A 25,760-nucleotide genomic window follows, 5' to 3' on the forward strand; every position below is an offset into this window, starting at 1 on the left:
TCCAAACGGATATAAAAATGGCCGAGTATAAGCTCGGCCATGATTTGTTCTATTAAGCTTAAACGGGTAGGTTTAGTAGTACTTCTTCAAATAACTCTCGGCGTAGTTTTTGAGTTTTTTGTTTGAGCTTGCGGTTGCCATATTTTCAATCACATCGCGGTAAGCGGTATTCCCTGAACTAGCTAGCGCTTTTGCCATGTTGGCATAGGTATCGATGGCGAGTTTGTCATTGGCCATTAAGCGTGGTGTTTTCAATTCGTTACTGAGTACGGCTAGGATAAAATCATCGTACTGGCGGTCATCCATGATGCGTTTAGCCGCGAGACGCATTAATTCTAAATCATTGCTGCGTAGGGCATTGGCGAAGGCATTATTTTGCTGACTTTGATCGGCAGTATATTGGCTTTTATCCGCAAGAATCGCATTCCATTTTTTATATATCGTTATGTTTTCTAAAGCTTGACCTGCGTATTTTTTGAGTTTTTTAGGATAATCACCATTAACAATCTTGTTGATGGTTTCGCTGTACTTATCATTGCCTGAATAAGCTAAGCCTTTGACTAACCAAGCACTGTAGTCAATGGCATTTTTTTCAGTGGCTTGGGGCAAAGATGCGAGTAGCTTTGCTTCGAGCGCATCAAAAATGGCAGGATCGGATAAACCAGCGATGGTGAGTGATTCAATGGCTTCTTTTTGCTTGAATTGGTTATCACCCTTAAAGATTTCTTGATAGGTTTCAACCGTATATTCCTGAGCCAATAAAGGCGAGCTTAATAAACTGATGCTAAGCAGCATACCTGCAAAGAGTGGTTTCATGGTGATGTCCTTATGTGGTTTTTATATGTCGTTATTGGGCCCAGCGTTTAAAAATCAGCGAGGTATTAATACCGCCAAAGGCGAAATTATTACTCATGACATAATCTGTGTCGATTGGGCGCAGTTCGTTGCGGATATAGTCCAAATCGGCGCATTGTGGGTCGATACTTTCAAGATTGAGTGTCGGCGCAAACCAGCCTGCATTCATCATCTCAATACTCACCCAAGCTTCTAGTGCACCGCATGCGCCTAAGGTGTGGCCCGTGTAGCTTTTAAGGGATGAAATCGGCATACCAGCACCAAATACTGCATGGGTCGCGTGGCTTTCGGCGATGTCACCGCGATCCGTTGCCGTGCCGTGGGCGTTCACATAACCTATGGCGCTAGGCTCAAGCTGGGCATCTTTGAGCGCCAACCTGATAGCGATTTCCATGGTCTGCGCGTTTGGTTGGGTGACGTGTTGGCCATCTGAATTCGTGCCAAAACCGACTAACTCAGCGTAAATCTTGGCACCGCGCGCCTTGGCGTGTTCTAGCTCTTCGAGTACCAGTGTACAAGCACCTTCGCCAATCACGAGGCCATCACGGCTTGCATCGAAGGGGCGTGGCGTGAGTTCGGGGGTGCTGTTTTTAGTGCTAGTGGCAAACAGGGTATCGAACACGACAGCCTCTGTGGGGCAGAGTTCTTCACCGCCGCCCGCCAACATTAAGGTTTGATGACCGTATTTGATGGCTTCATAAGCGTAACCTATGCCTTGGCTCCCCGAGGTACAGGCGCTGCTAGTGGTGTGAATTCGGCCTTTTAAGCCGAAAAATACCCCCACATTTACCGCTGTGGTGTGTGCCATCATGCGGATATAACTCGTGGCGGTGACGCCCGACATATCACCGGTTTTCAACATATCGCCAAAGGCGATGATGGCATCGGTACTGCCAGTGGACGAGCCATAGGCGATACCCATTTCACCCGAGGACACGATAGGATCGTCTAACAACCCCGCATCGATTAATGCAAGTTCACTGGCGCGGGTCGCCATGATAGAAACCCGACCCATAGAACGAATTTTCTTGCGCGAATAATGGCTTGGCACTTCAAAGTCGGTAATGGGGGCGGCTAAGCGTGTATTGAGGCCATCGTATTTATCCCATTCGTCCATAGTGACGATACAGTTTTTCTGCGCCTTAAGGCTCGCTGCTATCGTCTCCCAATCATGGCCCAGGGCGGTAATGCCGCCAATGCCAGTGACGACCACTCGTTTCCCTAAGCGGGTTTGATTTGTCGCTTCGCTCATTTAGATCATGCCTCCATTGACCGATATCACTTGGCGAGTGATATAGGCGGCATCGTCAGACATTAAAAATGCGGCTAAGGCGGCGATTTCACTCGGTTTACCCATGCGGCGCATCGGCACTAATTGCTCGACCATATCCTTAGGAATATCGGCCACCATGTCGGTTTCAATCAAGCCGGGGGCGATACAGTTGACGGTGATTTTGCGTTTTGCCAGTTCTAATGACAATGCCTTAGTTGCGCCGATAATACCCGCTTTTGAGGCGCTGTAATTCACTTGGCCACGGTTGCCCGCAATCCCAGAAACCGAAGCTAAGGTGATGATACGCCCGCCCTTGCGGCCTTGTACCATAGGCATCACACAGGGATGGATGACATTATAAAAGCCGTCTAAGTTAGTGTGGATGACGCTGTCCCACTCGCTTTCTGTCATAGCAGGAAAGGCGGTGTCGCGGTTGATGCCAGCATTGAGGATCACGCCATAATAGGCACCATTGGCCTCGATGTCGGCTTCAATGGCGGCTCTGACGGTTGCGCGGTCGGCCACATCAAATTTCAGCAGGCTCACATTCACCCCAAGCGCGCGGATTTGCGCGGCAGTGTCATCGGCAGCTGCTTGGTTACTGTGGTAATGCAGGGCGATATCGAAACCCGCAGCGGCGAGTTTTAGGGCGATGGCTTTACCAATACCGCGGCTCGAACCGGTAACTAATACTCTGTTATTCATCTGTTTTCTCCACCCCATTTTATCGTTATGTGTCGGTATGGGGTTTCATGTATTTATGGTAAAAAGGTCGCTTGTTAAGGCGCTTTAACGCTTTTTATCTACATCATAGCTTTAGTGCCCAAGGCTTCTATTTGCCGCATCTTGATTGCCTGCAAGGTAGGCTTGTGTGTCCTGAGGTTGGAACACATTCACATTGGCTTGGGCCACTAAGCTCTTTTCTCGGTTAGAGCCGGCTTCGGGCAGCAGATAAATTTGGCAATCGAATACCGCTAATCCCGATTCCTCTTGATAGAGGCGGCTGACTTGGGTGCGATAGGTGCGCCCGAGCTCATATTGCTTGGCATACAAGGTTAATTTGCGCGCTCCCAATAGAAAGCCCACGCGGATTTTATCATTGCGAAGCTTTGCTTCAACCCCAGCAAGGGCGGCAATACTTTGAGCCATATATTCGATACCCACATAATTGGGTACGGCTTGATATTTATCATCGAAATAAGGGCTCTGCGCCGTGATAGTGACTTCGGTCTCTAGGTTATCGCGCCGATAGCCAATGATTTTATCGAGCAAAATCATCGGTGCCCTATGGGGAATAAAATCGGCAATATCCTGTTCGGCAAAGGGTTGGTTAATCTTAAGTAACTGCATGGTACTAGGCCTCGTTACGGCAGAAAATCAGGCTGGCATTACTGCCGCCAAAGGCGAAGGAATTGCTCATCACATAATTAAGCGCGCCCTTAGCGGCGACTTGATGGCGCTCGACCAATGCAATGGGCGGATCCTGTGGATCGACTTGTCCGTCCCATTCATGGGGCGGCAGGGCTTGGCGGTGATTATGTGCTGAAAGTAATAAATAACAGAAGGCGGCTTCAATGGCGCCAGCGGCACCTAAGGTATGGCCGACTAAGGGCTTGGTCGAGCTACAAGGGGGCGTGTTCACGCCAAACACCTCAACCACGGCGCGGCTTTCCATCGCATCATTTTTAGGCGTGGCTGTACCGTGTAAGTTTATGTAACCAATGTTTTTTGCTGCAATGTGTGCATCTTGCAACGCCGCGTGCATGGCTTTGATCGCGCCTGCGCCTTCGGGATGTGGCGCCGACATATGGTGCGCATCGCTCGACTCGCCAATACCCGCTAGCATGACCTCTGACTCGCCCAAAGTGAGGGTGAATAACGCCGCGCCTTCGCCGATGTTGATGCCATCACGGTTGATACTAAAAGGATTGCAGTGGCCTTTCGAGACAGATTCTAAGGCGTGAAAACCATTGACTGTGAGTTGGCATAAACTGTCGACACCGCCGACAATCACCATATCGCAGAGGTTAGCCTGTAATAGGCGTTTGGCACTGGCAAACACTTTAGCGCTGGATGAGCAGGCGGTTGAAATTGTGTAGCAAGGACCATCGAGCTCAAAATACTGGCGTAAAAAGTCGCTGGTGCTGCCGAGCTCCTGCTGGAAATAGTGGTAATCCGCGGGAAAGTATCCGTGTTGATTTCGATACGCAAGTGCCGCTTCGCCTTTAGATATGCCTGACGTGCTTGTGCCTAGCACTACACCAATACGGGCATGACCAAAATCCCGTTTCGCTTGTTCAACTGTGGTCGCAATTTGCAGTGCGGCGCACAGCAGTAATTGGTTGTTACGGCAATCGAACTGAATGAGTTTTTCGGGAATGGTTGGTAGTGCTGCCGTCACGGGGGCAACTAAGGTTGGGTGCTCGAACAGGAGAGTGTCACTGCGCAGCATCGCACTGGTATCACCGGCGATCAGGCGATCTAAAACCTGCTGGGGATCTTGCCCTAGCGGGGTACACAATCCAATCTGTGTAATAGCTACTCTGTTCATCATTGTGTGTCTTTTTACCATGGCACAGTTAAGTGCGGATGCTAACAGATTAAATAGGTTCGATTTCTAGCTCAAATTTAGCTTGTGGCATAGTTAAGCTGATGTGGGCTTGCCAAAGAGCATCGCCGATATTTTGTTGATAACGAATTTGCACCACATGGGTTTGCTGGCCGCTTTTACTGATCAAGGTATCTTGACTATAGATCTGGCGACAGGGGATTGTATTCACTCGGGTGCCTTCAAGCGTATCGCCCTGATTTCTCCCAACCGTATCGCAAAGGCCTGTGACTAAATGACCACCTTCTAAATGGGCGCGAATACTCTGCTCAGGCCAATAGATCAGTTGCATCATAGCCATTAAATACTCAGCTTTAAAATTGTCCCCTAGCAGCACGCTTTGTTCACTGCTGAGTGTATTACCATCATAAACTAAGGTAAATAAAGCCTGTCCGAGTGGTGCTAAGCCCACGAGCGTCATGCGCTCATCCTCTAACTCTAATTGAGTGAGTAACTCGTGGGACTTATCACCCACTTTAATGCTGACCTTTTGGCTAAAGGACTGGGGCGAAGTTAGCTTAACTTTGCTGTCGGTTTGCTGGCTGCTAATGTCGGCGGGTTTGGCCGTCGGTTTAATCAGAGGCTTATCGGCTGCGGGGGCAAAATCATGGGGCAGTGGCGCCAAGCAATAACGCATGTCTTTAGCGAGGCCGACACAGGTTTGCCTGAACAGCAGTTCGCTACATCCCGTCAGCCCTAGACTGATGATCAGTAGCGCGAGGAACACTCGCCATTTCGCGTCAAAGTTAAGCGACATGCGGTTACGCCTCTGCAAATTCAGGAATGGGAACTTGGTTTTGGCACAATTCGACCACCATGTTCAGGCGGCGCTCCGAGTCTTTAACGAAGGGATTATTGAGGTCCCAAGCGTAGCCCGCCAGAATCGAGCAAATCATTTGCTTGATGCGTGGATTCGGTTCTTCATAGAAGATCACATCCTGAAAGCGGCCATCATACCAAGCTTGCACATAGGTGCGGAAGGTATTCACCCCCTGCATTAAAGGCGCTGAGTAATCGGCTTGCCAGTTAACCGTTTCGCCATTGAGTTGTTTAGTCACACATTTTGCCGCCATCGATGCCGATTGCATGGCGATAGTGACGCCGGAGGAAAATACCGGATCAAGGAACTCACCGGCATTACCCAGTAGGGCGAACTTGTCGGTCGCAAGGCGTGACACATTGGCGGAATAGCCCTTGAGAGTGGCGCATTCTTGCACCACCTTAGCGTTTGCCAGTAGGGCTTTTAGTCCTGGTTCTTCATTGACTATGCTCATCAATTGTTGCTCAAGCGAACCTTGTAAACGCGCAAGTAATTGCGGTTCTGCCACTACGCCGAGTGAACAACGGCCATTGCTAAAGGGAATGAGCCAATACCAAATGTCCTTATGCTCAGGGTGGACGCTGATTAAAATCTTATTACGATCGAAACTGGGATCGCTGATGTTATCTTCCACATGGGTGAAGATGGCGCTGCGCTGTGGTAGGCAAGATGGACTTTCTAAGTCGAGCAAGCGGGGTAACACACGGCCAAAACCACTGGCATCAAGCACATATTGGGCGCTGATTTGATAAAGCTCGCCCTGTTCATTGCGCACCATTAAGCATGGATTCTCGGTTAAATCTATCGCCTCGACGGTTTCACCGTAGCGGATGTCGACCCCTTGGCTTTGGGCTGTATCGGCTAATAGTTTATCAAAACTGGCGCGCTGCACTTGGAATGTGGTGCCCGGCCCTGGGGTAAATTTATCGGTAAAATCGAAGGTGGTGTAAGTGCCATTGCGACGAAAGGCGGCGCCATTTTTATGTTGGAATCCGGCGGCATTGAGCGCATCTAACATGCCGGCTTCTTCGATAAACTGCATGCAGCAGGGCAGTAAACTTTCACCGATGGAGAAACGGGGGAAATGTTGTTTTTCTAACACCAGCACGCGCTTGCCTTGTTGGTGTAGCAAGCTGGCGGCAATGGCGCCTGAAGGTCCTGCGCCGATAATAGCCACATCGACGGCAAGTGAATTTGGCATAGCCGATAAATCGTGAGCGGGTGTAGGCATGTAAAGTACGTTCCTTGTCGTTATCAGGACTTTTTAGTCGTTAAAATCAGTGGCGAAAGTAAAAAGGTTAAACCTATACCTAGTGACAGGGTTAAACCAAAATAATGAATCGCTTGGGTCTGGCTAAAGGCGAGTAAACCAAAGGCTAATAGGGTCGAGCAGGCGGACATAAATACCGCCATCATCACTGCCTTGCCGTGGTTTTGAGCAGAGGCAAAGAACAAGCTGTAGTCTATCCCAATCCCGAAAACTAAAATGAGCGCGAGTGCATGGAACAGACTCAGCGGCGAGCCCGTTAAGCCTAAGGTTGCAAGCGTTAGCAAGGCCGCAAGGGCTGGAACGGCAACGACAACCGCGGCTTTTTTAATGCCAAAATTCAGGCTAAACAACAAGAGTGCGATACCGAGTGCGAGCGCTAACAGCTTTAGGGTTAACAGTCGGTAATGGCCCATGACAGCGGAGATATCCGCGACTTTATCGATAAGTTGTACGCTTTGAACATTGGCAAAGCGCGCCTTGAGCGCGTCGATCTGCTGAATGCCGCCAAGCAAGACAATGGCACCATGCTCAGCGCTCGCGCCGCCATCATTTAGTGCACCACCATCATCATTTATCGCGTCATAGTCGGTGGCGTTGCCATTTGGTGCTAGCCACAGCGGTGCGAGTTGCTTGCCTGCCTCTAGCTTAAAGAAATCCGCTGGGGCGATATATTGGTCTTTAGCTGCTAAGTAGCTTGCTTGCAGCTCTGGCTTTAAGTTCTCATCCAACCCAAGGCCTGTTAGTACAGTATCTATCTGAGTTTGATAGATTTCGCCCTGTAAGCGGTAAGCCGTGTCTTGCCTTTGATGGCTGGGAAGATACCGGCTGAGGCTGACGTAGTTGCCTAACTCTTGGTTTGTTATGGCAGCATTGAGCATGGGCGACACTCGCTCAAGCTGTTGTAGTAGTGCCTCTTCACTCGCGGCGCGTACCAGTAAGAATTGATTATCTGTGCCGCCGCTGAGTAGCTGCCTGAGCTGATTTTCAGGTTCAGTCACGCTCGCGGGGCTTTGCTGCAAATGGCGAATATCGTCATCGACGGTTAACTTGGTTACGCCAACCAGACACCACACCACTATCACTAAAGCAAACATGCTCATGCCTAAAGGCGTGGTCAATCTGTTGGATAACTGAGTGAGGTTGGTAAGGTACTTCCCCGCTAACGCTAATGGGTGGGAGCCCGATGGCAAACGACTTCCCGCTAACAGTGGGTAGGCGAGAATGAGGGTGAGATAAGCCCCGAGCAGCCCCGCGGCGCAGAAAATCGCCACTTGCTGCATTCCTGGAAACGGCGCTAAACCTATGCCCACATAAGCTAAGGCACTGGTGATAAAGGCAAGCGTCACAGTGGGGAAGATATACGCGACCGTCGCCTGAGCGCTCCGCTCGGTATCGCTTAAGCGCTCGCAGTAAAAATGAAAGCTGTAGTCGATGGCAATGCCAATCAAACTAGTGCCAAACACTAAGGTGAGTAAATGAAGCTCGCCAAATACGCTTAAGGTAAAAGTCACGGCCAGCAACAGCCCGCTGGAAATGGTGACGATTGCCAGCAGTAGCGGCATTACGGAGCGAAACGCCAGCCAGACTAAGGCTATCACCCCGAGTAAGGATGCAAGACCAAGGATCGAGATTTCACTCTTAGCCGTTTGGGTCGCCGCAATCGCGTGAAACAGGGCGCCAGCCTTAAGCAGGGTAATATCGGGATAGTTTTTTTCAACGGCATCCAAAGCTACTGTTAATGCCGTCATCTGCGCCAATTGCGCATTGGGATTAAAAGCGCTTTCTCGCCCCTTTGCCATAACAACCGCAGCGACATTATCGCCTTGATTAACCAGTAGAATACTCTGGCTGGCTCTGACTTTTGAACTTGGCGCGAGGGCGAGTAAATTGGCGGGGAATAACAGTAGTGGATCTTGCGCAAGTAAGTTGCTATTGGCGTAACTAAAGGCGTTGTAAAGCTGTGCGGTGGCCGCTTCAATCAGATTTCCAATGTCTTTCGTTGCTAACGCCTCAGCTTGTGGCGCTGTCAGTAATTTAAATCTGTGGGGGAAATAGTATTGCCCCAAGGCTTCACCGAGCTGCATATCGGCGCTGCGAATATCTGTAAGTGCAGCATTTTTTCCAGTAGCAACAAGGTCAGTTTCAAGCTTTTGCATCAACAGCTTAGCTGCAGCGATTGCCGTGGTTTCATCCTTGGCGACGAGCGCAATATAGACTTGATCGGCAAGCGTGGCTTCTACTTGGTTAAGGGCGCGCTCTGTGAGTTTGTCCTGCTGTAAATGGGGCAGCATGGCGAGAATATCGCTCTGCACCCTTGCGCCGTTTTGCCAAAGTTGCAACGTCCATAGACTGGCAGACAGCATCAATAGCAACCAAATGGCGAGGCGCCATTTAGGGGATGATTGTATTAGCGCTTGATTGGCGCGCGCGGTGAAATTAGCAGCCATGGTTAAGGTTTATTCGCCTCTATCGCCACAGCATACTGCGTCAATTCGGTTTCGCTGAGTTTACCTTGGGAAAGCGCACTAAAGTCGATGCGGGTCATATCCTGTGGGCTCACATTCGGCGCTGCGCTCAGCAGCACTAAGGATTGCAAGGTATCGCCACCTTCTAACACCATATTGGCGATGGCTTTTTTCATTAAGGGATCTTTGGGCGTTAGGCCTAATTGCCATTGGCCGTCTGTGTTCAAGCTTTCTGTTATGAGGAAGTGCAGTTCAAAGTTTTCACTTAAACCGGAAATATCACCGCCGAGCATAGCGCGCACTAGGCTGGGTAATAAATCGCCCATAGCGGCGGCGCTCGCCGAGGCATCGGCCTTGCTGACTTGGACTCGACCTTGGCTATCGCGCTGAATCAGTTGCTTATCTTTTAAAATCAGCAGGGATTCGAAGGGCTTTATCTGCTGCCAAATCAGCCCTTGGGTCTGATCGAAGATAAACTGACCTTGGCTGATTAACGGCTTTTTGAGCACCTTTAACTGCCGAGATTGTACAAACTGACCTCTCACCGTTTCGCCCAAGTTAAGCTTTTGGCTTAAGGCGACAAGCTGTGCTTTATCCGCAGGTTGGTTGAATAGTTGCTGGTAATTGCTGGCAGAAACTGCCGTTGTCGATGTGTCAGCCTTGCACTGTGCCGATATCCATACGCTGCAAAAACACAGGATAAGCATAAGCTTGATGTGTGTTAGCGCGGCATTCATTGGTTTTCAACCTTAGCGAGCAGGGTGGCTATTTTGTCACGGAACACCTCTGGGGTAACAAAGCACAATTCTTGGGTGCTCATATCGACTGCTGCCTGAATGGTGTAACCCTTAGTGATGCGCGCACCCGTTTCAACGTCGCGAATTTGATAACTGATTTTTAAGCGGTTTTCCCACTCGACTAACTCTGCGCGCACTGTGATTTTTTGCTCGAAGGTGCTGGCTTTGACGTATTTAATCTGCAAATCGATAATTGGCCACGCATAGTTAGATGCTTGCATTTGGCGGTAGTTATAGCCCAGCTCATCGAGCAGTTTGCAGCGAGCAATCTCGAAATAACGCAGGTAATTGCCATGCCAAGTGATCCCCATGGAATCCACATCGTGGAAGGGGATTTGCATTTCTATATCGATAGTGAGCAATGATTTCATCGGCACACTTCCCATTCGCCCGCTTGGATTTTCGCTATGGTTTGGCGCAGCACGGCTTCAAGCGGTCGGTCTTCGATTAAGGTCTCAAAATCACCGCGCACTTGAGCGAGGGTTTTCGCCAATGAAGGGGTGAGCGAGGCTTCGTCCAGTTCATTTTGGGCGATACGTAAACCAATACCTTGGGTCATGGCGAGCAGGGCTGCCGCCGCGACTTGTTCGGTCAATTGCAGCACGCGCATACAGTCGCGTGCGGCAATAGTGCCCATGCTCACCTTGTCTTGGTTGTGGCATTCGGTCGAGCGCGAGAATACGCTGGCGGGCATAGTGTGCTTGAGCGCTTCTGCTGTCCACGCCGATACCCCAATTTGCACCGCTTTAAAGCCATGATTAATCACGCGGCGCGGGCCGGTTGAGCCGGATAAGTTAGCGGGTAAGCCATTGTTAAACTTAGGGTCCATCACTAGCGCCATTTGGCGATCGATAAGATCGGCTAAGTTAGCCACAGTATTTTTCAGCGAATCCATCGCAAAGGCGATATGGCCGCCGTAAAAATGGCCACCGTGGAGAATATGCTCGCCTTCGCCGTCGACAATCGGGTTGTCGTTGGCGCTGTTGACTTCGGTTTCGATAAACTGACGCATAAACGGCAGCGCATCCTGCAATACGCCGATAATGTGCGGTGCGCAGCGGATGGAATATCTGTCCTGCAGCCTGTCCGAATTGCGCGGATGTTCGTGGTGATTTAAATCTTCCCGTATCCAAGTGGCGATTTGGTTTTGTCCCGGATGCGGTTTGGCGGCAAATAAGATTTCATCAAAATGGTTCGAGTTGCCTTTTAACGTTAACGAAGCCATAGCGGTAATGCGGCTACTTAATCGGGCAAGATATTGGGCGCGATCGAAGGCTAAACAGGCCAAGGCCGTCATTACAGCCGTGCCGTTCATCAGGGCTAAGCCTTCTTTTGGACGCAGGACATGCGGGATAATGTTGAGCTTAGCGTACACAGCTTGAGTCGCTTGGCGCTCACCTTGGTAAATCACTTCGCGCTCGCCGACTAACACGGCGGCCAAATACGACAGCGGCGTTAAATCACCACTGGCACCGACCGAACCTTCTTCTGGGATTACAGGGACTATGTTGAGATTGAGCAAAGTTTCGATGCGCTTTAATAGCTCATAGGTCACGCCAGATTTGCCAATGGCTAAGGAGTTTAAACGGCAAGCCATCACAGCGCGGGCCTGCATTATGCTTAAGGTCTCGCCTAAACCGCAGCCGTGGAAGCGGGTTAAATGCAGTGGCAATTCGTGGACCAGATCTAAGCTCACATTGACTGTGCAAGAGTCGCCATAACCAGTTGTTACACCATAAACCACGCCTTCTTCGTGCAGCAGGCTATCGATAAAGCGCGCACCTTTTTGGATATATTCTTGATAATCCGCATCATCACAGAGCTTGACTGGTGCGCCCTTGGCGACGGCAACCACTTGTTCTAAGGTGATAAATTGACGGCCGAACTCAACAGCCTTTAAGTCTGATTGATTCTTTGAGTCGGCGGCTTGGGTGTGGCTCATGAATGACTAGTCCTGTCTGTCTTATGATCCTGCTCTGGGATCTGCGGTGATGTTGACTCTGCTGTTACAGCATCGGCTTGTACTGAATTGGCTGATACGCGTTCTAATTCGCTGTCTTTACGCCAAAAATCGAAGAAGTTAAACCATTGCAAAGGCTCGCGTCTGGCAAAGTATTCTAAGCGCTCGCTGTAGCGATTTACCGCCTGCTGTAACCTGTCCATTCTGCCCGTCCTTGGGCCTTTAAGCGTTTCGGCGAAGTGTTCTAAATGCACCCGATAACGGCCCTGTTCCCGCAGGCAAAACATTAAAAACACAGGGCAATCGAGTAAGCCTGCTAAAATAAACGGTCCTTGGGGAAACGCCGCATCTTGGCCCATAAAGGGCGCGTACAGGACGCGACCTTGGGTATTCGGCGAGGTTCTATCGCCCGCGATCACCACCAGTTCACCGGCTTCTATCTTTTGCTGCAACAACATAGACGTCGCGGGATTCAGCTCGGTCACTTGAATAAGATTAAGCGTGCTATCAGGGTTTAACTGCTTGAGTACCTTATTGAAATTTTCAGCATGGCTCGTTAACACCATGACATTCACTTTGACTTTGCGCTGGTGGATTGAAATGGCGCGGCAGAGTTCTAAATTGCCAAGGTGAGACACCAATAACACGGCGCCTTTACCGCTTTCGAGTTGGTCGGCCAGCACTTGGCGATCGGGGAAATCCACTTGGCTCAATTGAATGCGATCGCACCAGGCATCGATTCTATCGAGTGCGGCATTTCCAAAGGCTAAAAAGTGATTCAGGCTATCGCGCCAGCCTACGGGCTGATTGAGCTTAGGATTTTGCGGCTCAAGCGTTTGCACGCGGCGCAGGAAATCTAACGAGGCTTCGCGGGTGACTTTGCCTGTGAGAAAGAAATAGCAAATCACCGGATACATAATGGCGCGGCACAACCAATGGCCGCCAATACGATAGCTCTCGGCTAACAGTTTGATGCCCCAGTAACTGCCGCGCTCCTTCATGCCCGACCAATGGGTGGCTGAAGTTGATGATGTTGCTGACGAGCAATGGGAGTTTTGCGCGGCTTGTCGCAACGGCTTTCGCTGCAACAGCCAAGGCAGGCGTTTGAGCATGCCGAAAAATAACTTGGTATGCAGTTTAGTGATGCGCACATTGTCGGCCACACCTTGAAAGTGACTAACACCACCTTCGGGATAAATCACCTTAGTCGGCTGGAATAAAATTTCCACCCCTTGCCAGTAGAGTTTGACGAGGATTTCAATATCAAAATCCATTCGTTCCGTTAATGCTTGCTGGCACAGTAATCGCTCGGTGGCGGCGAGGGGATAAACGCGAAAGCCACACATAGAATCTTTAATATCAAAGCTTAATGTTTCGACCCACACCCAAAAATGGGTGATATAACGGCCATAGAGCCTGCCCTTAGGCACGGATTCATCGTACTCGGGTTTGCCTGAAATCAGTGCATCGGGTTTAGCCTGTGCCCTTGCTACCATAGCTGGAATATCGGCTAGATTGTGTTGACCATCGGCATCGACCTGCAGTGCATGACTAAAGCCATCGCGGTAGGCTCGGCGTAGGCCCGTCATCACAGCAGCGCCTTTACCACGGTTGTAAGGATGCAGCAGCAAAGTCACCCAAGGATAGGTTTGGGCTAAGGATTGCAGTAGATAACGGGTTTCGTCATTGCTGCCATCATCAATCAAATAACAGGGCAGATTAAATTGGGCGAGTTCGGCCAAGGTCTGGGCAATTGCGGCACTGTGATTGTAATTGGGGATCACTAAGGCGAGCTTAATGGGCGCCGACTCAACTAAGTCGCTGGGAGGTGTTAGCACTGGCTCGCCCCATCGCTGCTGTTGGTATCAGAAGGCTTGCTGTTAACGGGCGAGATATCGAAGGCGATACGACCTGAGGCGTAGCGGTTTTCACCATCGCTATAGGCGAAGGTGAGTTTCCCCTTAGCCGCATTATTGCTAATGCTTAGGGTGACTTCTTGCCCCGGCAGTATGAGTTGCTGAAACTTAAGCACTTCTAAGTTAGCAACCGCCTCTGAATAACCAAAATATTGGCAGCCTAAACGCACCGCCCAATCTAATTGCGTCACGCCCGGCAGCACGGCCTGTTCGGGGAAATGCCCTTTAAAATATTCAAGGTCGGCCGCCACTAACAGACGTAATTCAATGTTATCCATGCCGATATTGGAATACAGGATCGGCGGTAAACTCGATTTAATCATGGTCAAATAACTCGACTAACTGGGCAGTGACACGCTTACCCTGAGTGTTAAGCGGTAAAATATCGGGATAACGCCAGCGGCGTGGCAGGGTGACGCGCTCAAATTGCGTCAGTAAATGTACTTTTAACGCATTGTTGATACTGAGTTTTCCCTGCTCTTGATGCACGCTGCGGCCCAGTGCGGAGAGGGTTATCACAGCGCCCAGTTGGGATTTAAACTGCGGCAATACCACAAGTGCGGCCTGCTCAACATAGGCGTGGCTGCAGAGTAGCGTTTCCATTTGCGCCAGCGATAGACGCTTCTCCTCAATCTTAACGATGCGATCGAGTCGGCCCTTGAGTCTAAACTGGCCATTTTCGGTTGGTTCGATTTTATCTTCGCAGCGCAACCATTCATCGTCGGCCAAATAGGGTGATTTAAGTAGCAAGGCTCCGTCGTTAGGATCTTGATCTATCGATATTCTGTCAAACACTTGCCAAGGTTCATCGGCCTCATGCTGACGGCGATAGGCGATGCCGCCCGTTTCTGTGCTACCAAAAATTTCGATGGGCAGATGGCCATAGCATTGGCTGATCCCTTGAGCTGCCGCAAAACTTAAGGGCCCGCCAGAGCTAAACACTAAGCTCGGTGAGCGCAGCTGCCGCTCGTGCTCTAAGGCCTTAGGTAAACGCGATAACTGGGCAGGGCTACTGATCAAACACAGGTTTGGCAGTAAGGCAGTGTAATAGCTTAAGGTTTCTGGGTATTCAATCTGCTCACTTAAAAACGGCCGACTGGCGGCGAGTGGCCACAAAATCTTGAATAACAGGCCATAGATATGCTGGTGGGAAACCGTTGAAACCACACTGCAATGGGGTAAATGTTCGGCAAAGGTATGTTCGAGCACTGAGACTTCAACGTCTAATTGCTGAAGTGTTTTACGGATCGCCTTAGGTTCGCCGCTGCTGCCGGAGGTAAATAGCACAAGTTCACCGATAGCCTCGCTCGCCGGCCAAGGCTTGCTCGGCAGGCTCAGCTCTTTTCTCAGTAGAATAAAGGCCTGACTTTCACACAATGGCTTGTCCGACAATATGCCTTCAAACTGGTGGGTTAACTCGCTCAGCGTGCCCGTTTGGGTGTTGGCTGGTAAGATAATTTCCTTGCCTGCTAACAGCGCCGCACATAAACCCACAGCAAACAGATCGCTGGTATCACTCGCGAGCAGCCATTTTTTCTCTGGCGCCGCCAGCAGTTGCTCGTAAAAATACGCCACCTGATTGGTAAATAAGGCACCTGTGACTATGTCGTGGTGATTAAAGCTGATCAGTTGTTGGGCAAAGGGCCCTTGGGTTAACCAGTTTTTGAGTAGCTGTGTCATGTTTTCTTCAACCAAAAGCTGCGATATAACCATTCCCCACCGAGGAGCAGTCCCATGAGTACGTATGCAATCAAACCGTTATACAAGGTCCAGGTTGCTAAGCTAGTAAAGCCAGCGGTGTAAGCCGCCATAGTGCCATTGAAGATAAATAAGCCGCACCAAAGTAGAGTGACTTTTTTAAGATACCCAGTGGCTTCATCCGGTAAATCGGGTTCTTTCAAACGGGCTAAACGTTCGATCATGCTAGGGCCAGTGTGCAGTGAATAACTGAACAGCGCCAGCATAGTGAGATTTATCACTACTGGGTAATACAGCAGCCAGTCACTGCGCTTGGCAAGATAACTGCCTGCCGTGAGCACAATCCCCACCAATAGTGGTAAAACTAATGTCTTAACCTTTTGCTTTTGTAGCATTAGCCGCACTATCAGCAATAAACACAGCACGAGCGCTATGGTGCCAGCAGGCAAGTAACTGAGCCCTAAATACACGGTAACGGGGTAGGCCAGCAAAGTTAGGGCGGTTAAGACCTGTAGCAAGGCTCGCATTAGGTTCTCACTAAACCTTCGATAGCATTAATCACATCGTTGATTGTGCGAACTGATTTAAATTCATCGGGTTGGATCTTTTTACCTGTCAGTTGCTGCAGTTTTATCACTAAGTCGACTGCATCAATACTGTCGAGATCGAGCTCTTCATACAGGTTGGCCTCAGGCGTAATCGCCTCGGCATCAATTTCGAATTCGTCCACTAAAATAGTGGTCAGCATAGCGAGGATTTGTTCACGATTTTGCATATTCCTCTCCTATGGACGCTGTGATTCGATAAAGCGAGCTAAGCTGGCAACACTGTGGAAATGGGCCTTAGTGGCATCCGAATTGGCTTCGATTTTGACATCAAATTTTTTCTTGATGGCTAAGCCGAGCTCGAGGGCGTCGATAGAATCTAAGCCTAAACCTTCGCCAAATAGCGGCGCATCGGTTTCAATATCATCAATGCTGACGTCTTCTAGATCGAGACAGTCGATGATTAACTGTTTTATTTCATTGTTTAAGTTCATAATTATTTTCGAGTTGTTGTTTATAGTAATGTTCAAGATCCCGCGTCAGCTGCCGGGCCATTTTTGCATGCTCACCTAAAGCTGCTTGGTACTTCTGGTAAGAAACGATTGTGCCGATTTCAACGGCCATTCCCATGGTTTGCCTTGGGATTTCATACCAAGGTTGCTCCTTTGTCAAACCACGCACATTGGTACGTAGCACCACAGGTAAAATATCCGCTTCGGCCCTTAAGGCGAAATTGGCAGCGCCGCGGGCAAAGTGGTTAATGGTCGCACCGACCACCGTACGCGTGCCCTCGGGGAAGATAATTAAATTGGTGCCTCTTGCGAGCACTTCGCGGCAATCCTCTAGCATGAGTTCGGCGCCGCGATTGGGAATATAACCCGCGCAGGACACCACACCACGCAAAAATGGATTCCGCCACAAAGCTTGTTTGACTATGCAGCCCGCATTGGGCATAAGACTTATCAATACCACCACATCGACTAAACTGGGGTGATTGGCTATGACGATAACGCCTCTGGCATCATGTAATTTTTGTGCATCGTGGCTGCTGACCTTAATCACACCTGCCCAAGTGAGCATGGCGACAAAGCCTTTGAACATTAAATGCACGGCCTTTTGTACCCGAATAATCCGCGCCTCTGGTGTGCCTGGCCAAAAACGCAGTAGCGGCAGAATGGTCAAGGAGCTTAATAAGCCACCTAAGCCAAAGGCGATATAACAACTCACGCCACCTAGCCAACGTGGCACATAATTCAGCCCTTCGCGGCGAGTTTCCGGCAAGGTATAAGCGGCATTGAGTATTGAATCTTGATGATCCTTGGCGGCGTTATGGCTGTGGGCTGCATCAAACATGCTCAAGTCTCCAATGCCATTGGGATAAGCAGCCTGAAATATTTTGCGCCGTCGCTAGGGCGTGGATAAATGCACCATAGGTCAGCGGATTTAAAGCTGTTGCTTTAGAAATGCGGCTCACCGTGAGCTTGGCCGAAGAGGGTGTATCGAAGGGCGCGAGCTGTAGGCCTAGGGCCAAAGGTAATTCAAATTCTTGGGTAAACTCATCGTAAACAGGAGGCACTGGATCATCACCGAAGACCAATAACAATGGTTCTGGCGATTGATGTAATTGGGCGAAGGCTTCGACCATAGCTTGGGACAGGGTTTCTGTGCCCGCCGCAACTGAAGTTGAAGGCGCGGTATTGGCCGCCACTATGCCAAAAATGCCGCTGGCGGTGTTGTGCACCGACTGACTAAAACCTAAGGGCGATAAGGGCTGTTTGGCGATAATGTCTTCGAGCAGGCCAATGGTGCGCTGCAACTCTCCATGGCGCGAGGCAAAAATAGAGCGACAATTTGCAGGCATTTCGCACTGAAAACTCACCTCTAACATCATCTTAGTCAAGCGACTAAAACGGCGGCGCTGCATGGCGGGAATTTGTTTGAGTGCGGGAGCGGTGGTATCCGACTGTGGTGGCGTATCGAGATTGAGCTCAGCCGAACTCTCGCACCAAGTTTGCCAACTTTGATGGTGCTGATATTGGGGGGCCCAAGCGCCCCAAGAGAGAATGCTGAATGTTAGTTGCACTACTTTGCCTCGACACTAAATTTAAGCTGTCTTAGTTATCCCTAACTAAGTTAGAACATTAATGGATTGTCATACCATAGTGAGGAGTATACGCGTTAGAAGAATGACGCTCGAAATGCCCTCTACAGCGTGGTCATTCTACACTATGCCCCTTATTTTTATGAAGCCATTTGCATTGTGCGGGTTAACGGAATGGGATCAAGTGCTGTGATTTACAGCACTTATTCGACATTGAATAACAAATATCGCAGTGGCTATCTGATTTCGCAGATGCTTTAACTTACAGGTTAAAATGAAAAAAGGCGCACTGAGCGCCTTTTGGCATGAGCTTGATAACCTATTGCGACAATTGATTCTCGATTTTACGCAGCGCTACTTTCAACTTGCGAGTATTTTCTGGACCCATACGGATCAACAGTTTTTGTGCACTGGGTAGTGCCTCTAAGTTAGGGTCAACGAATTGATAGTTAACGCTAATTGAATTCAGCTCAATCGGATCTTCAATAATAGGTGCTGCGAGTAACATTTTAATTGCTTGCAGCATTCTGTCGTTAAATTTGGCGTTGCTGTAGCCGAGTTCGGTAAAAGCTTCCTCTAGGAGCGGCGTCAGTTGCTTGTAAGTTGTGATTAAGCTCTGTTCGTCCATTTTGGCAATCGAGTCAACATAGGCGTCGTATCTGTGGAACCCCTCAGGATTTAAATACACTTTGTTGGTGATTTCTGAGACTGAGAACAGCTTCTCTGGTCCTTTAAGTGGGCTAACTTTACGGGTTAATTCACCCTGAGCTAGGTTATCCACGAATACCACAAATTGGCGGACGAGATCTTGCTGCACTAACGAAGAACTCAGCACATTGTTATTGATCATGGCGAGAGCTTTTTGTTGCACAAATGCATCACTTTCAGCCAGCACAGGCACAGGTTCTACGACAACTTCAGGCTCTGCCACTGCAGTGGTTTCAGTGCTATTGATGTTCGTTTCTGTAACGGCAGGCGTCGTCTCTGTGGTTTCAGGCTCTGGCGCACTTTCGAGCGTCATAGGTTCAGATGGCGGTGTTTCAGGCAATACAATAGGGGCGTTAGGGATGAGTTTAGGTGAGTCAGAATCACCGCTGTAGTAATAATATCCTCCGGCAGAAAGTAGCACGACGAGCACTATCGCAAAAAGCGCAAAGCGATTGCTGCTAGAAGAAGTCTCTTGAGGTGTTATTCTATCATCTTGATTAACTTGCATTTTACATCCTTCGCTTGAGTGTCAAGGTAACTTGGTGAATACATGCAGCTAACATTAAAGTGCAAGAGCGGGCTATTTGAAGGCCGCAGGTTCATTTTGCAAGTTTCCATGCGCTTGTCTATAGCGCTTAGCTGAACATAAACAATTTATTTCGAGTAAAGGCAGATGTTACGCCTCGTTCTTTACCCTTTAATATTTACGGCTTAAGCCTGCACATAGTGCTGCCTGTGCCCGAGCCAACGTAAAATAATTGCATCGACCTTTTCGGGGGCTTGCACCATTACATGGCTCGCTAATTTCTGAATGTGTGGGATCAAAGCTTGATCGCGCACCAGATCGGCAATTTTGAGCTCAGCCAGTCCCGTCTGCTTAGTGCCAAGCACTTCACCCGGGCCACGAATTTCTAAATCTTTCTGCGCTATGATGAAACCATCATTGCTTTGTCTGAGTACACTCAGTCTTTGGGTGGCGGTATGGCTCAACGGCGCCTTGTAGAGTAACACACAATGGCTTGCGATGGCGCCTCGACCGACTCGTCCGCGCAGTTGATGTAGTTGTGCTAGACCTAAACGTTCAGGGTTTTCAATGATCATCAGGCTGGCATTAGGCACGTCGACGCCCACTTCAATCACGGTTGTCGCTACCAGTAGATGAATAATGCCTGCCTTAAAGTCGGCCATGATTTGCTGTTTCTCGGCGCTCTTCAACCTGCCATGCACTAGGCCAATATTGAGCTCGGGCAGGGCGAGGCGCAGTTCTTCGGCTGTGTCTTCGGCGGCTTGGCATTCGAGCACTTCGGATTCTTCAATCAGAGTACACACCCAATAGGCCTGACGTTGGTCGCTGATGACGGCGTTACGCACCCGTTCAAGCACTTCGTTACGGCGTAAATCAGCAATCGCCACAGTGGTCACTGGAGTTCGCCCCGGCGGCAGTTCATCGATAATGGACGTGTCGAGATCTGCATAGGCCGTCATCGCCAGCGTGCGGGGAATGGGTGTGGCTGTCATGATCAATTGATGCGGGTGGAAACCTTGGTTCACGCCCTTTTCCCGCAGGCCTAAGCGTTGGTGTACGCCGAATCTGTGTTGCTCATCGATAATAATTAACGCGAGTTTGCTAAAGACTACATGCTGCTGGAAGATGGCATGGGTGCCAATCACCATCTGGGCTGCGCCAGATTCAATATCCGCAAGGGATTGGGTTCTGGCCTTGCCTTTAAGTTTTCCCGCCAGCCAACCTACCTTAAGTCCGAGTGGCTCAAACCAAGCGGCAAAGTTAGTTGCATGTTGCTCGGCCAATAACTCGGTCGGTGCCATCATGGCAACTTGATAACCGTTTTCAATCGCTTGTAATGCCGCCATAGCCGCGACTAAGGTTTTGCCAGAGCCAACATCCCCTTGCACTAAGCGCATCATAGGGTGCGGTTTTTCTAAATCTTTACCTATATCAGCCACGACTCTTTGCTGGGCGCCAGTCGGCTTAAAGGGCAAAGCAGCGAGGAAGGGATTGAGCAACTGCCCCGTGGCCTGCATGGTGACAGCTGCATCTAAATTACTGCGCTGCCTTAGGCGTAACATACTGAGATTGTGGGCGAGTAATTCTTCCTGCACGAGTCGTTGCTGGGCTGGGTGTTGGCCTAGCTCTAAATCGAACTGAGAGATCCCCGCAGGAGGGCGATGTAGCGTCTGCAGCGCTTGTTTAAGGCTGATGTTGTTAGGTTGCAATTGCGGTGGCAGCAGCTCAGTTAAGCCACCCTCTTCCAGCAATACCAAGGCTTGCTCCGTCAGCTTTAGCCAACTCGCCTGTTTTAAGCCCTCAGTCGTGGGATAAATCGGCGTTAGGGTATCACTCAGGTGAACATCTTCACCGGGATACACCACTTTATATTCTGGATGCACTATCTCAGCTTGATGACTACCACGGCGCACTTCACCGTAGGCGCGGATCATCAAACCATTTTGCATGGCATTACGCTGAGCAACGGAAAAGTTAAAGAAGCGCAGGCTTAAGCTGCCCGTATCGTCGCGCACATTGCAGACCAGCATGCGCTTGCGGCCTTGGATGATTTGTGTCGATTGGATTTCAGCTTCTATAGTGCCGTAACCGCCTAGGCTGAGGGCGGCAATGGGATAGATTTGGGTTCTGTCTTCGTAGCGCAGGGGTAAGTGAAACAGTAGATCTTGTACTGTTGTGATGCCGAGCTTTGCGAGTTTCTCCGCGACCTTTTTGGCGACGCCTTTGAGGTCGGTGATCGGAACAAGATCCAATTGCTGCAAGTCGTTAGCACTCAATCACTGTGAATTTATACATATATTAACAGAGAATAAGCGTAAGGCAATCTCAAGGGGAATTAGGGTGTTATCAAATTTTGTTTGGAAGCATAGCTAATATCCTTCTGTGGCCTTAAGACCACAAAATTGTTGATAAGATATCGTTAGGCTGAAAGCGTGGTTAACTGTGAGTGTTATTACAACCAGCCTTTTTGTTTGGCGATGCGCGCTGCATCGATTCGATTGCTGGCATTGAGTTTGGCTATGGCTTCTGAGAGGTAGTTGCGAACAGTCCCTTCGGCGATAAAAAGTGTTTCGGCGATGTCGGAGGTGGATTTGCCTTCGCTAGCGAGGCGAAGAGCGCGGCGTTCTTTGTCGTTGAGTGGGTCGACATCGCCAATCGCCATCATCGCAAGTTCAGGATCGATCACTCGTTTTCCCGCCATTACTTGTTGAATCGCGTTGACTAAGGTTTCCGAGGGCGCATCTTTAAGCAGAAAGCCGCCCACACCCGCTTCGATGGCACGTTTAATATAGCCCGCACGGCCGAAGGTGGTAATGACCACTATCTTGGTTTGGCTATGTTGCTCCTTTAACCATGCGGCCAGCTCTAAGCCTGTGCGGCCGGGCATTTCGATATCCGTTAGCAAGAGATCAAAGCTTTGCTGTTTGAGTAAGCTTAGAGCTTCGTCGCCGTCACTCGCTTGGGTGATACTAAAACCCCCTGCAAGCGTGAGGAGTGCGGCGAGTGCTCCTCGCACCATAGCTTGATCTTCCGCCAATAAAATCTTCATTAATGTGTTGCTCCCTGCAAAGGTAAACTGACGGTAAATCTATATCCCTGTTCGAGATTATAGCTCAAGCTGCCGCCTAAACTGTCGAGACGCTCGCGTATACCAGTGAGGCCATTACCCTCTATAAAAGGTTTGGCCGCGGCATTGTCTTTGACTTCGAGCAGCAGGCGGTCTGATTGCTTAGAAAAGTGGATAGAGCATTCACTTGCACCGCTATGGCGAAGAATATTATTAATGAGTTCGGTGAGGATCAAACTCAGTTGGCTTTCTGTGCTTGCACCTAGCTTGGGTAGCTCACCACTGAGTTCGACACTTAAGCCTTTATCCCTTAAGGATTTACAAAGCTGCGTCACGCAACTCTCTAGACCCTTGTGTTTGTAGTCTGACACTGTGTGGCGGATCTGGCTTAAACTTTCCCTCGCAATTTGTCCTAGCTCAGTCAATTGGGTTGATGCGAGTTCATATTCTTGTTTTGCGATAAGCTTTTCGGCTAGCTCAGCCTTAAGGGCGATGGAAGAAAGGCTATGCCCCATAATGTCGTGTAGATCCCGCGCGATACGTTCACGCTCAAGCATAGTGGCCAAGGTGGTAATTTCTTGGGCACTTTGCTGTTCTTTCAATTTATGCCGATAACGTCTGCGTTCGGCGACACCAAACATGCCCACGCCGAGCACTAATCCCGAGCCGTAAAGCGGAAAGTAGTAACTGTTAAAGTGGTAAATCTCATTGAGGGCAAACAACAGGCCGATGAGTGCTGTAATAGCCAACAGACAGGTCCGGAGAGGATAAAAAAAGCCAATGAAGAAAGCGGCAAAGGTAAATAGCGAGATAGAGCCTGGGTTGATTGGTGTGATCGCTATTGCTATGGCCACCATAATGAGAATGGGCAGATAGGCGCTACGGCTATTGCACTTATAGGTCCAAAAATAACTGGCAATAAAAGGGATTAACACGGCAAAACTGAGGGCGATTTTCCAGCTTGGATAGGGATTTATGGCAAGTGGGATCAGATAAAACACTAAGTTTATCAAATACACCCAAGCAAGTTTTCGTTCGAGCTGAAGGGGAGTGCTTATCATGATGCCTCTGTGTCACTGAGTTGGTTGTTGAATGCCCACCGATGGCATCTGTTTTAATTTATTCTTTTTAGGGATTGGCGCTATCGTCAGCGCCATAGATCCCCGTTAACAACTTTGTCTATTTTGCACTTAATTGCTGATTTTGTTGAAGCAAAAATTTTGCCCAACCGTAATCTGCTTGTACTTTGATCGCTTGTTGCCAATCTTCAATCGCGCCTTGGCTATCGCCTAATTCCTGTTTAGCGAGCCCGCGCCACGTGTATGCTTCGGCTTCACCCCAGCAAATGTTGTCGCAAGGCTGGGCGAATCTTTCTATGGACGTAGTGGCTAAGGTCTTAGCATTTTGCATGCTGCCGCCAAACATAGCTGGCGTGTTATAGGCGGCGATGGCTTTAACCAATGCGACCCGTGGATTTTGTGGTTCTAATTGTTCGGCACTGGCAATCGCCTTGGCGGATTTCATGCCGAGCGTTGCACCTTTACTATTATCTAAGGCGATTTGCATGCCATAAACCGACGATAACAGGGCAAGGGATTCTGCATTCGCTTGGCTGGTTTCGAGTGCTTCTAATGTGATTTGCGCTGTAGTCAGTGCGCTGCTAGCGAGTGTTTTCTGCCCCATTACATTGGCACTGATGGCTAAGCGATAGTTCGCATAGGCTTTATCATAATCTTGAGTGCTACCGCTCAGTTGTTGTAATTGCGTTAGATTCATCGCATTCGAGGCCGCGTCTACGTTGGTGATGTTAGTGTTTGATGGCGTTGCTGCAAACGAGTGAGTACTGATAAGCACAAAGCTGGAGGCGAGGAGTAATGTTTTCATGGTATTTCCTTATTGAGTGAGTTTCCCAATGTTTGGGTACGGGCTCATTATCAGAAATTCGATAGAAGAAATGCAGATACAAAGGTCATGGCTTTGGCATGACAAATGTCATCAGTTGAGTTGTGTGCTTATATTTTTTATGAGGTGTGCTTTAAAGAAAGTGCTTGATTAATAAAGGGGACAATACCTAGAGAGCAAAACACCGGAGAGGCTCCGGTGTTTTTTATCGTAAATGAGCAGCTAAGTGTTATACCACAGCTTGAGTGCTTGCTTGGTTTATTAGGTAGCCCAAGTAACCTAAGTAGCACAGTAGTAATACTGAACCTTCGCGGCGGCCAATACGAAATCCTGTCCAAGCGAAAGGTAAAATCATGATAGCAAATGCCAACATCACTATGAAATCAAAGGGTTGGAAGCCAAGTGATGATACCGGCTGTACTATTGCAGTAATACCTAAAATACCCAAAATATTGAATATGTTAGAACCGACAACGTTACCTATGGCTATGTCACTCTGACCTTTCAGTGCCGCTAGAACAGAAGTTACTAACTCTGGCATACTGGTACCAATCGCCACGATCGTTAAGCCGATAATGACTTCACTGATACCGAAGGTCTTGGCTAAATCTACTGCGCCGTTGACAAACAAAATACCGCCACCGACTAACATACCAATACCGACTAAGATAAATAGGGCTGAAAGTAGCGGATTATTTGGACCTGCTTCAATCTCTTCCTCTTCATTACCATTTTTCGAGCTGATGTAACTAAAGGCTAAATAACCGAACAGTAGTGACAGCAATATCACACCGTCAATTAGGCTGAGCTCGCCATCTAACAAGAGTGCCCAGAACAACATGGAAGCCAATATCATCAAAGGGATATCACGCTTTACGACTTGAGATTGCACTTGAATAGGGCGGATAAGTGCGGTGATGGCTAAAATCAAACCTATGTTAGCAATGTTAGAGCCAATAACGTTACCTAAGGCGATACCGCTGTTTCCTGCTAGAGCAGACTTTACACTCACAGCCAGTTCTGGTGCGCTAGTACCAAAGGCTACAATAGTTAAGCCTATGATAAGTGGCGTAATACCTAAACGTAGAGCGATTGAACTCGCGCCACGCACTAGGGCTTCTGCGCCTAAGGTTAAAATAATAAAACCGCCAATAATCGATAGTGTAATTAGCATCGTTAGACTCTGTTAAACCTAATATTGAATGGAAAAGTACAAGGGAATTGTCCCTTGGCCGACTGGCGCACATGA

25 protein-coding genes are annotated in these 25,760 nt (G+C 49.2%); all 25 read right to left on the reverse strand.

Going from position 1 to position 25,760, the window contains the following annotated elements:
- Positions 1-72: 72 nt before the first annotated feature.
- Positions 73-816 (reverse strand): hypothetical protein, encoded by a 744-nt coding sequence (locus CKQ84_RS10030; RefSeq protein WP_105251137.1) that lies wholly within the window; start codon positions 814-816, stop codon positions 73-75.
- 31 nt (positions 817-847) lie between these two features.
- Complete coding sequence (locus CKQ84_RS10035; protein ID WP_105251138.1) at positions 848-2,107, reverse strand: beta-ketoacyl-ACP synthase; 1,260 nt, start codon at positions 2,105-2,107, stop codon at positions 848-850.
- Positions 2,108-2,833 (reverse strand): 3-ketoacyl-ACP reductase FabG2, encoded by a 726-nt coding sequence (locus tag CKQ84_RS10040; RefSeq protein WP_105251139.1) that lies wholly within the window; start codon positions 2,831-2,833, stop codon positions 2,108-2,110.
- A gap of 111 nt (positions 2,834-2,944) precedes the next feature.
- The gene (locus CKQ84_RS10045; RefSeq protein WP_105251140.1) at positions 2,945-3,478 is read right to left on the reverse strand and encodes a hotdog family protein; all 534 of its coding nucleotides are present in this window, start codon (positions 3,476-3,478) and stop codon (positions 2,945-2,947) included.
- 4 nt (positions 3,479-3,482) lie between these two features.
- Entirely contained in the window at positions 3,483-4,682 is a 1,200-nt protein-coding gene (locus CKQ84_RS10050) for a beta-ketoacyl-[acyl-carrier-protein] synthase family protein (RefSeq protein ID WP_105251141.1), read from the reverse strand.
- Positions 4,683-4,728: 46 nt separating this feature from the next.
- Positions 4,729-5,493 (reverse strand): DUF3261 domain-containing protein, encoded by a 765-nt coding sequence (locus CKQ84_RS10055; protein ID WP_105251142.1) that lies wholly within the window; start codon positions 5,491-5,493, stop codon positions 4,729-4,731.
- A gap of 4 nt (positions 5,494-5,497) precedes the next feature.
- Positions 5,498-6,787 (reverse strand): NAD(P)/FAD-dependent oxidoreductase, encoded by a 1,290-nt coding sequence (locus CKQ84_RS10060; RefSeq protein WP_105251143.1) that lies wholly within the window; start codon positions 6,785-6,787, stop codon positions 5,498-5,500.
- A gap of 23 nt (positions 6,788-6,810) precedes the next feature.
- Positions 6,811-9,273, reverse strand: coding sequence for an MMPL family transporter (locus CKQ84_RS10065; protein ID WP_105251144.1), 2,463 nt, complete (start codon positions 9,271-9,273; stop codon positions 6,811-6,813).
- 2 nt (positions 9,274-9,275) lie between these two features.
- Positions 9,276-10,028, reverse strand: a complete 753-nt coding sequence (locus CKQ84_RS10070; protein WP_105251145.1) for an outer membrane lipoprotein carrier protein LolA — start codon at positions 10,026-10,028, stop codon at positions 9,276-9,278.
- Positions 10,025-10,459 carry a thioesterase family protein gene (locus CKQ84_RS10075; protein ID WP_105251146.1) on the reverse strand — a complete coding sequence of 145 codons (435 nt, stop codon included), beginning with the start codon at positions 10,457-10,459 and terminating at the stop codon, positions 10,025-10,027. The genes CKQ84_RS10070 and CKQ84_RS10075 overlap by 4 nt, the downstream gene beginning before the upstream one ends.
- A complete protein-coding gene (gene hutH, locus CKQ84_RS10080) occupies positions 10,456-12,030 on the reverse strand; it encodes a histidine ammonia-lyase (protein ID WP_105251147.1) in 1,575 nt (524 codons plus the stop codon). Before hutH ends, CKQ84_RS10075 begins: the two co-directional genes overlap by 4 nt.
- The gene (locus CKQ84_RS10085) at positions 12,027-13,886 is read right to left on the reverse strand and encodes a glycosyltransferase (protein WP_105251148.1); all 1,860 of its coding nucleotides are present in this window, start codon (positions 13,884-13,886) and stop codon (positions 12,027-12,029) included. The genes hutH and CKQ84_RS10085 overlap by 4 nt, the downstream gene beginning before the upstream one ends.
- Complete coding sequence (locus tag CKQ84_RS10090; protein WP_105251149.1) at positions 13,880-14,287, reverse strand: thioester dehydrase; 408 nt, start codon at positions 14,285-14,287, stop codon at positions 13,880-13,882. Before CKQ84_RS10090 ends, CKQ84_RS10085 begins: the two co-directional genes overlap by 7 nt.
- Positions 14,280-15,644: an AMP-binding protein gene (locus CKQ84_RS10095; RefSeq protein ID WP_105251150.1), complete on the reverse strand. Its 1,365-nt coding sequence runs from the start codon at positions 15,642-15,644 to the stop codon at positions 14,280-14,282. The genes CKQ84_RS10090 and CKQ84_RS10095 overlap by 8 nt, the downstream gene beginning before the upstream one ends.
- Positions 15,641-16,189: a hypothetical protein gene (locus tag CKQ84_RS10100; protein ID WP_105251151.1), complete on the reverse strand. Its 549-nt coding sequence runs from the start codon at positions 16,187-16,189 to the stop codon at positions 15,641-15,643. The genes CKQ84_RS10095 and CKQ84_RS10100 overlap by 4 nt, the downstream gene beginning before the upstream one ends.
- Positions 16,189-16,437, reverse strand: coding sequence for an acyl carrier protein (locus tag CKQ84_RS10105; RefSeq protein WP_014609665.1), 249 nt, complete (start codon positions 16,435-16,437; stop codon positions 16,189-16,191). The genes CKQ84_RS10100 and CKQ84_RS10105 overlap by 1 nt, the downstream gene beginning before the upstream one ends.
- A gap of 9 nt (positions 16,438-16,446) precedes the next feature.
- A complete protein-coding gene (locus CKQ84_RS10110) occupies positions 16,447-16,701 on the reverse strand; it encodes a phosphopantetheine-binding protein (protein ID WP_011787697.1) in 255 nt (84 codons plus the stop codon).
- The gene (locus CKQ84_RS10115; RefSeq protein WP_173913171.1) at positions 16,685-17,560 is read right to left on the reverse strand and encodes a 1-acyl-sn-glycerol-3-phosphate acyltransferase; all 876 of its coding nucleotides are present in this window, start codon (positions 17,558-17,560) and stop codon (positions 16,685-16,687) included. Before CKQ84_RS10115 ends, CKQ84_RS10110 begins: the two co-directional genes overlap by 17 nt.
- Positions 17,553-18,290, reverse strand: a complete 738-nt coding sequence (locus tag CKQ84_RS10120) for a beta-ketoacyl synthase chain length factor (protein WP_105251152.1) — start codon at positions 18,288-18,290, stop codon at positions 17,553-17,555. Before CKQ84_RS10120 ends, CKQ84_RS10115 begins: the two co-directional genes overlap by 8 nt.
- A 337-nt stretch (positions 18,291-18,627) precedes the next feature.
- Positions 18,628-19,524: a DUF3014 domain-containing protein gene (locus tag CKQ84_RS10125; RefSeq protein WP_105251153.1), complete on the reverse strand. Its 897-nt coding sequence runs from the start codon at positions 19,522-19,524 to the stop codon at positions 18,628-18,630.
- A 203-nt stretch (positions 19,525-19,727) separates the two neighbouring features.
- Positions 19,728-21,803 (reverse strand): ATP-dependent DNA helicase RecG, encoded by a 2,076-nt coding sequence (gene recG / locus CKQ84_RS10130; RefSeq protein WP_105251154.1) that lies wholly within the window; start codon positions 21,801-21,803, stop codon positions 19,728-19,730.
- Positions 21,804-21,994: 191 nt separating this feature from the next.
- On the reverse strand, positions 21,995-22,591 hold the full coding sequence (locus CKQ84_RS10135) for a DNA-binding response regulator (protein WP_105251155.1): 597 nt from the start codon (positions 22,589-22,591) through the stop codon (positions 21,995-21,997).
- The gene (locus CKQ84_RS10140) at positions 22,591-23,670 is read right to left on the reverse strand and encodes a sensor histidine kinase (RefSeq protein ID WP_105251156.1); all 1,080 of its coding nucleotides are present in this window, start codon (positions 23,668-23,670) and stop codon (positions 22,591-22,593) included. The genes CKQ84_RS10135 and CKQ84_RS10140 overlap by 1 nt, the downstream gene beginning before the upstream one ends.
- Before the next feature lie 118 nt (positions 23,671-23,788).
- Positions 23,789-24,493 (reverse strand): tetratricopeptide repeat protein, encoded by a 705-nt coding sequence (locus tag CKQ84_RS10145; protein WP_105251157.1) that lies wholly within the window; start codon positions 24,491-24,493, stop codon positions 23,789-23,791.
- A gap of 247 nt (positions 24,494-24,740) precedes the next feature.
- Positions 24,741-25,685 carry a calcium/sodium antiporter gene (locus CKQ84_RS10150; protein WP_105251158.1) on the reverse strand — a complete coding sequence of 315 codons (945 nt, stop codon included), beginning with the start codon at positions 25,683-25,685 and terminating at the stop codon, positions 24,741-24,743.
- Between the last annotated feature and the right edge of the window lie 75 nt (positions 25,686-25,760).

This window comes from Shewanella sp. WE21, from assembly GCF_002966515.1.
Taxonomy (GTDB): Bacteria; Pseudomonadota; Gammaproteobacteria; order Enterobacterales; family Shewanellaceae; genus Shewanella; species Shewanella oncorhynchi.

Excerpts from the sequence above, each read along its gene's own strand:
- CKQ84_RS10055 (WP_105251142.1), bottom strand. The coding sequence starts at position 5,493 with ATGTCGCTTAACTTTGACGCGAAATGGCGAGTGTTCCTCGCGCTACTG.
- hutH (WP_105251147.1), bottom strand. The coding sequence starts at position 12,030 with ATGAGCCACACCCAAGCCGCCGACTCAAAGAATCAATCAGACTTAAAG.
- CKQ84_RS10100 (WP_105251151.1), bottom strand. The coding sequence starts at position 16,189 with ATGCGAGCCTTGCTACAGGTCTTAACCGCCCTAACTTTGCTGGCCTAC.
- CKQ84_RS10030 (WP_105251137.1), bottom strand. The coding sequence starts at position 816 with ATGAAACCACTCTTTGCAGGTATGCTGCTTAGCATCAGTTTATTAAGC.
- CKQ84_RS10110 (WP_011787697.1), bottom strand. The coding sequence starts at position 16,701 with ATGAACTTAAACAATGAAATAAAACAGTTAATCATCGACTGTCTCGAT.
- CKQ84_RS10050 (WP_105251141.1), bottom strand. The coding sequence starts at position 4,682 with ATGATGAACAGAGTAGCTATTACACAGATTGGATTGTGTACCCCGCTA.
- CKQ84_RS10070 (WP_105251145.1), bottom strand. The coding sequence starts at position 10,028 with ATGAATGCCGCGCTAACACACATCAAGCTTATGCTTATCCTGTGTTTT.
- CKQ84_RS10105 (WP_014609665.1), bottom strand. The coding sequence starts at position 16,437 with ATGCAAAATCGTGAACAAATCCTCGCTATGCTGACCACTATTTTAGTG.
- CKQ84_RS10075 (WP_105251146.1), bottom strand. The coding sequence starts at position 10,459 with ATGAAATCATTGCTCACTATCGATATAGAAATGCAAATCCCCTTCCAC.
- CKQ84_RS10065 (WP_105251144.1), bottom strand. The coding sequence starts at position 9,273 with ATGGCTGCTAATTTCACCGCGCGCGCCAATCAAGCGCTAATACAATCA.
- CKQ84_RS10140 (WP_105251156.1), bottom strand. The coding sequence starts at position 23,670 with ATGATAAGCACTCCCCTTCAGCTCGAACGAAAACTTGCTTGGGTGTAT.
- CKQ84_RS10040 (WP_105251139.1), bottom strand. The coding sequence starts at position 2,833 with ATGAATAACAGAGTATTAGTTACCGGTTCGAGCCGCGGTATTGGTAAA.
- CKQ84_RS10115 (WP_173913171.1), bottom strand. The coding sequence starts at position 17,560 with ATGTTTGATGCAGCCCACAGCCATAACGCCGCCAAGGATCATCAAGAT.
- CKQ84_RS10095 (WP_105251150.1), bottom strand. The coding sequence starts at position 15,644 with ATGACACAGCTACTCAAAAACTGGTTAACCCAAGGGCCCTTTGCCCAA.
- CKQ84_RS10060 (WP_105251143.1), bottom strand. The coding sequence starts at position 6,787 with ATGCCTACACCCGCTCACGATTTATCGGCTATGCCAAATTCACTTGCC.
- CKQ84_RS10150 (WP_105251158.1), bottom strand. The coding sequence starts at position 25,685 with ATGCTAATTACACTATCGATTATTGGCGGTTTTATTATTTTAACCTTA.
- CKQ84_RS10145 (WP_105251157.1), bottom strand. The coding sequence starts at position 24,493 with ATGAAAACATTACTCCTCGCCTCCAGCTTTGTGCTTATCAGTACTCAC.
- CKQ84_RS10135 (WP_105251155.1), bottom strand. The coding sequence starts at position 22,591 with ATGAAGATTTTATTGGCGGAAGATCAAGCTATGGTGCGAGGAGCACTC.
- CKQ84_RS10035 (WP_105251138.1), bottom strand. The coding sequence starts at position 2,107 with ATGAGCGAAGCGACAAATCAAACCCGCTTAGGGAAACGAGTGGTCGTC.
- CKQ84_RS10045 (WP_105251140.1), bottom strand. The coding sequence starts at position 3,478 with ATGCAGTTACTTAAGATTAACCAACCCTTTGCCGAACAGGATATTGCC.
- CKQ84_RS10125 (WP_105251153.1), bottom strand. The coding sequence starts at position 19,524 with ATGCAAGTTAATCAAGATGATAGAATAACACCTCAAGAGACTTCTTCT.
- CKQ84_RS10090 (WP_105251149.1), bottom strand. The coding sequence starts at position 14,287 with ATGATTAAATCGAGTTTACCGCCGATCCTGTATTCCAATATCGGCATG.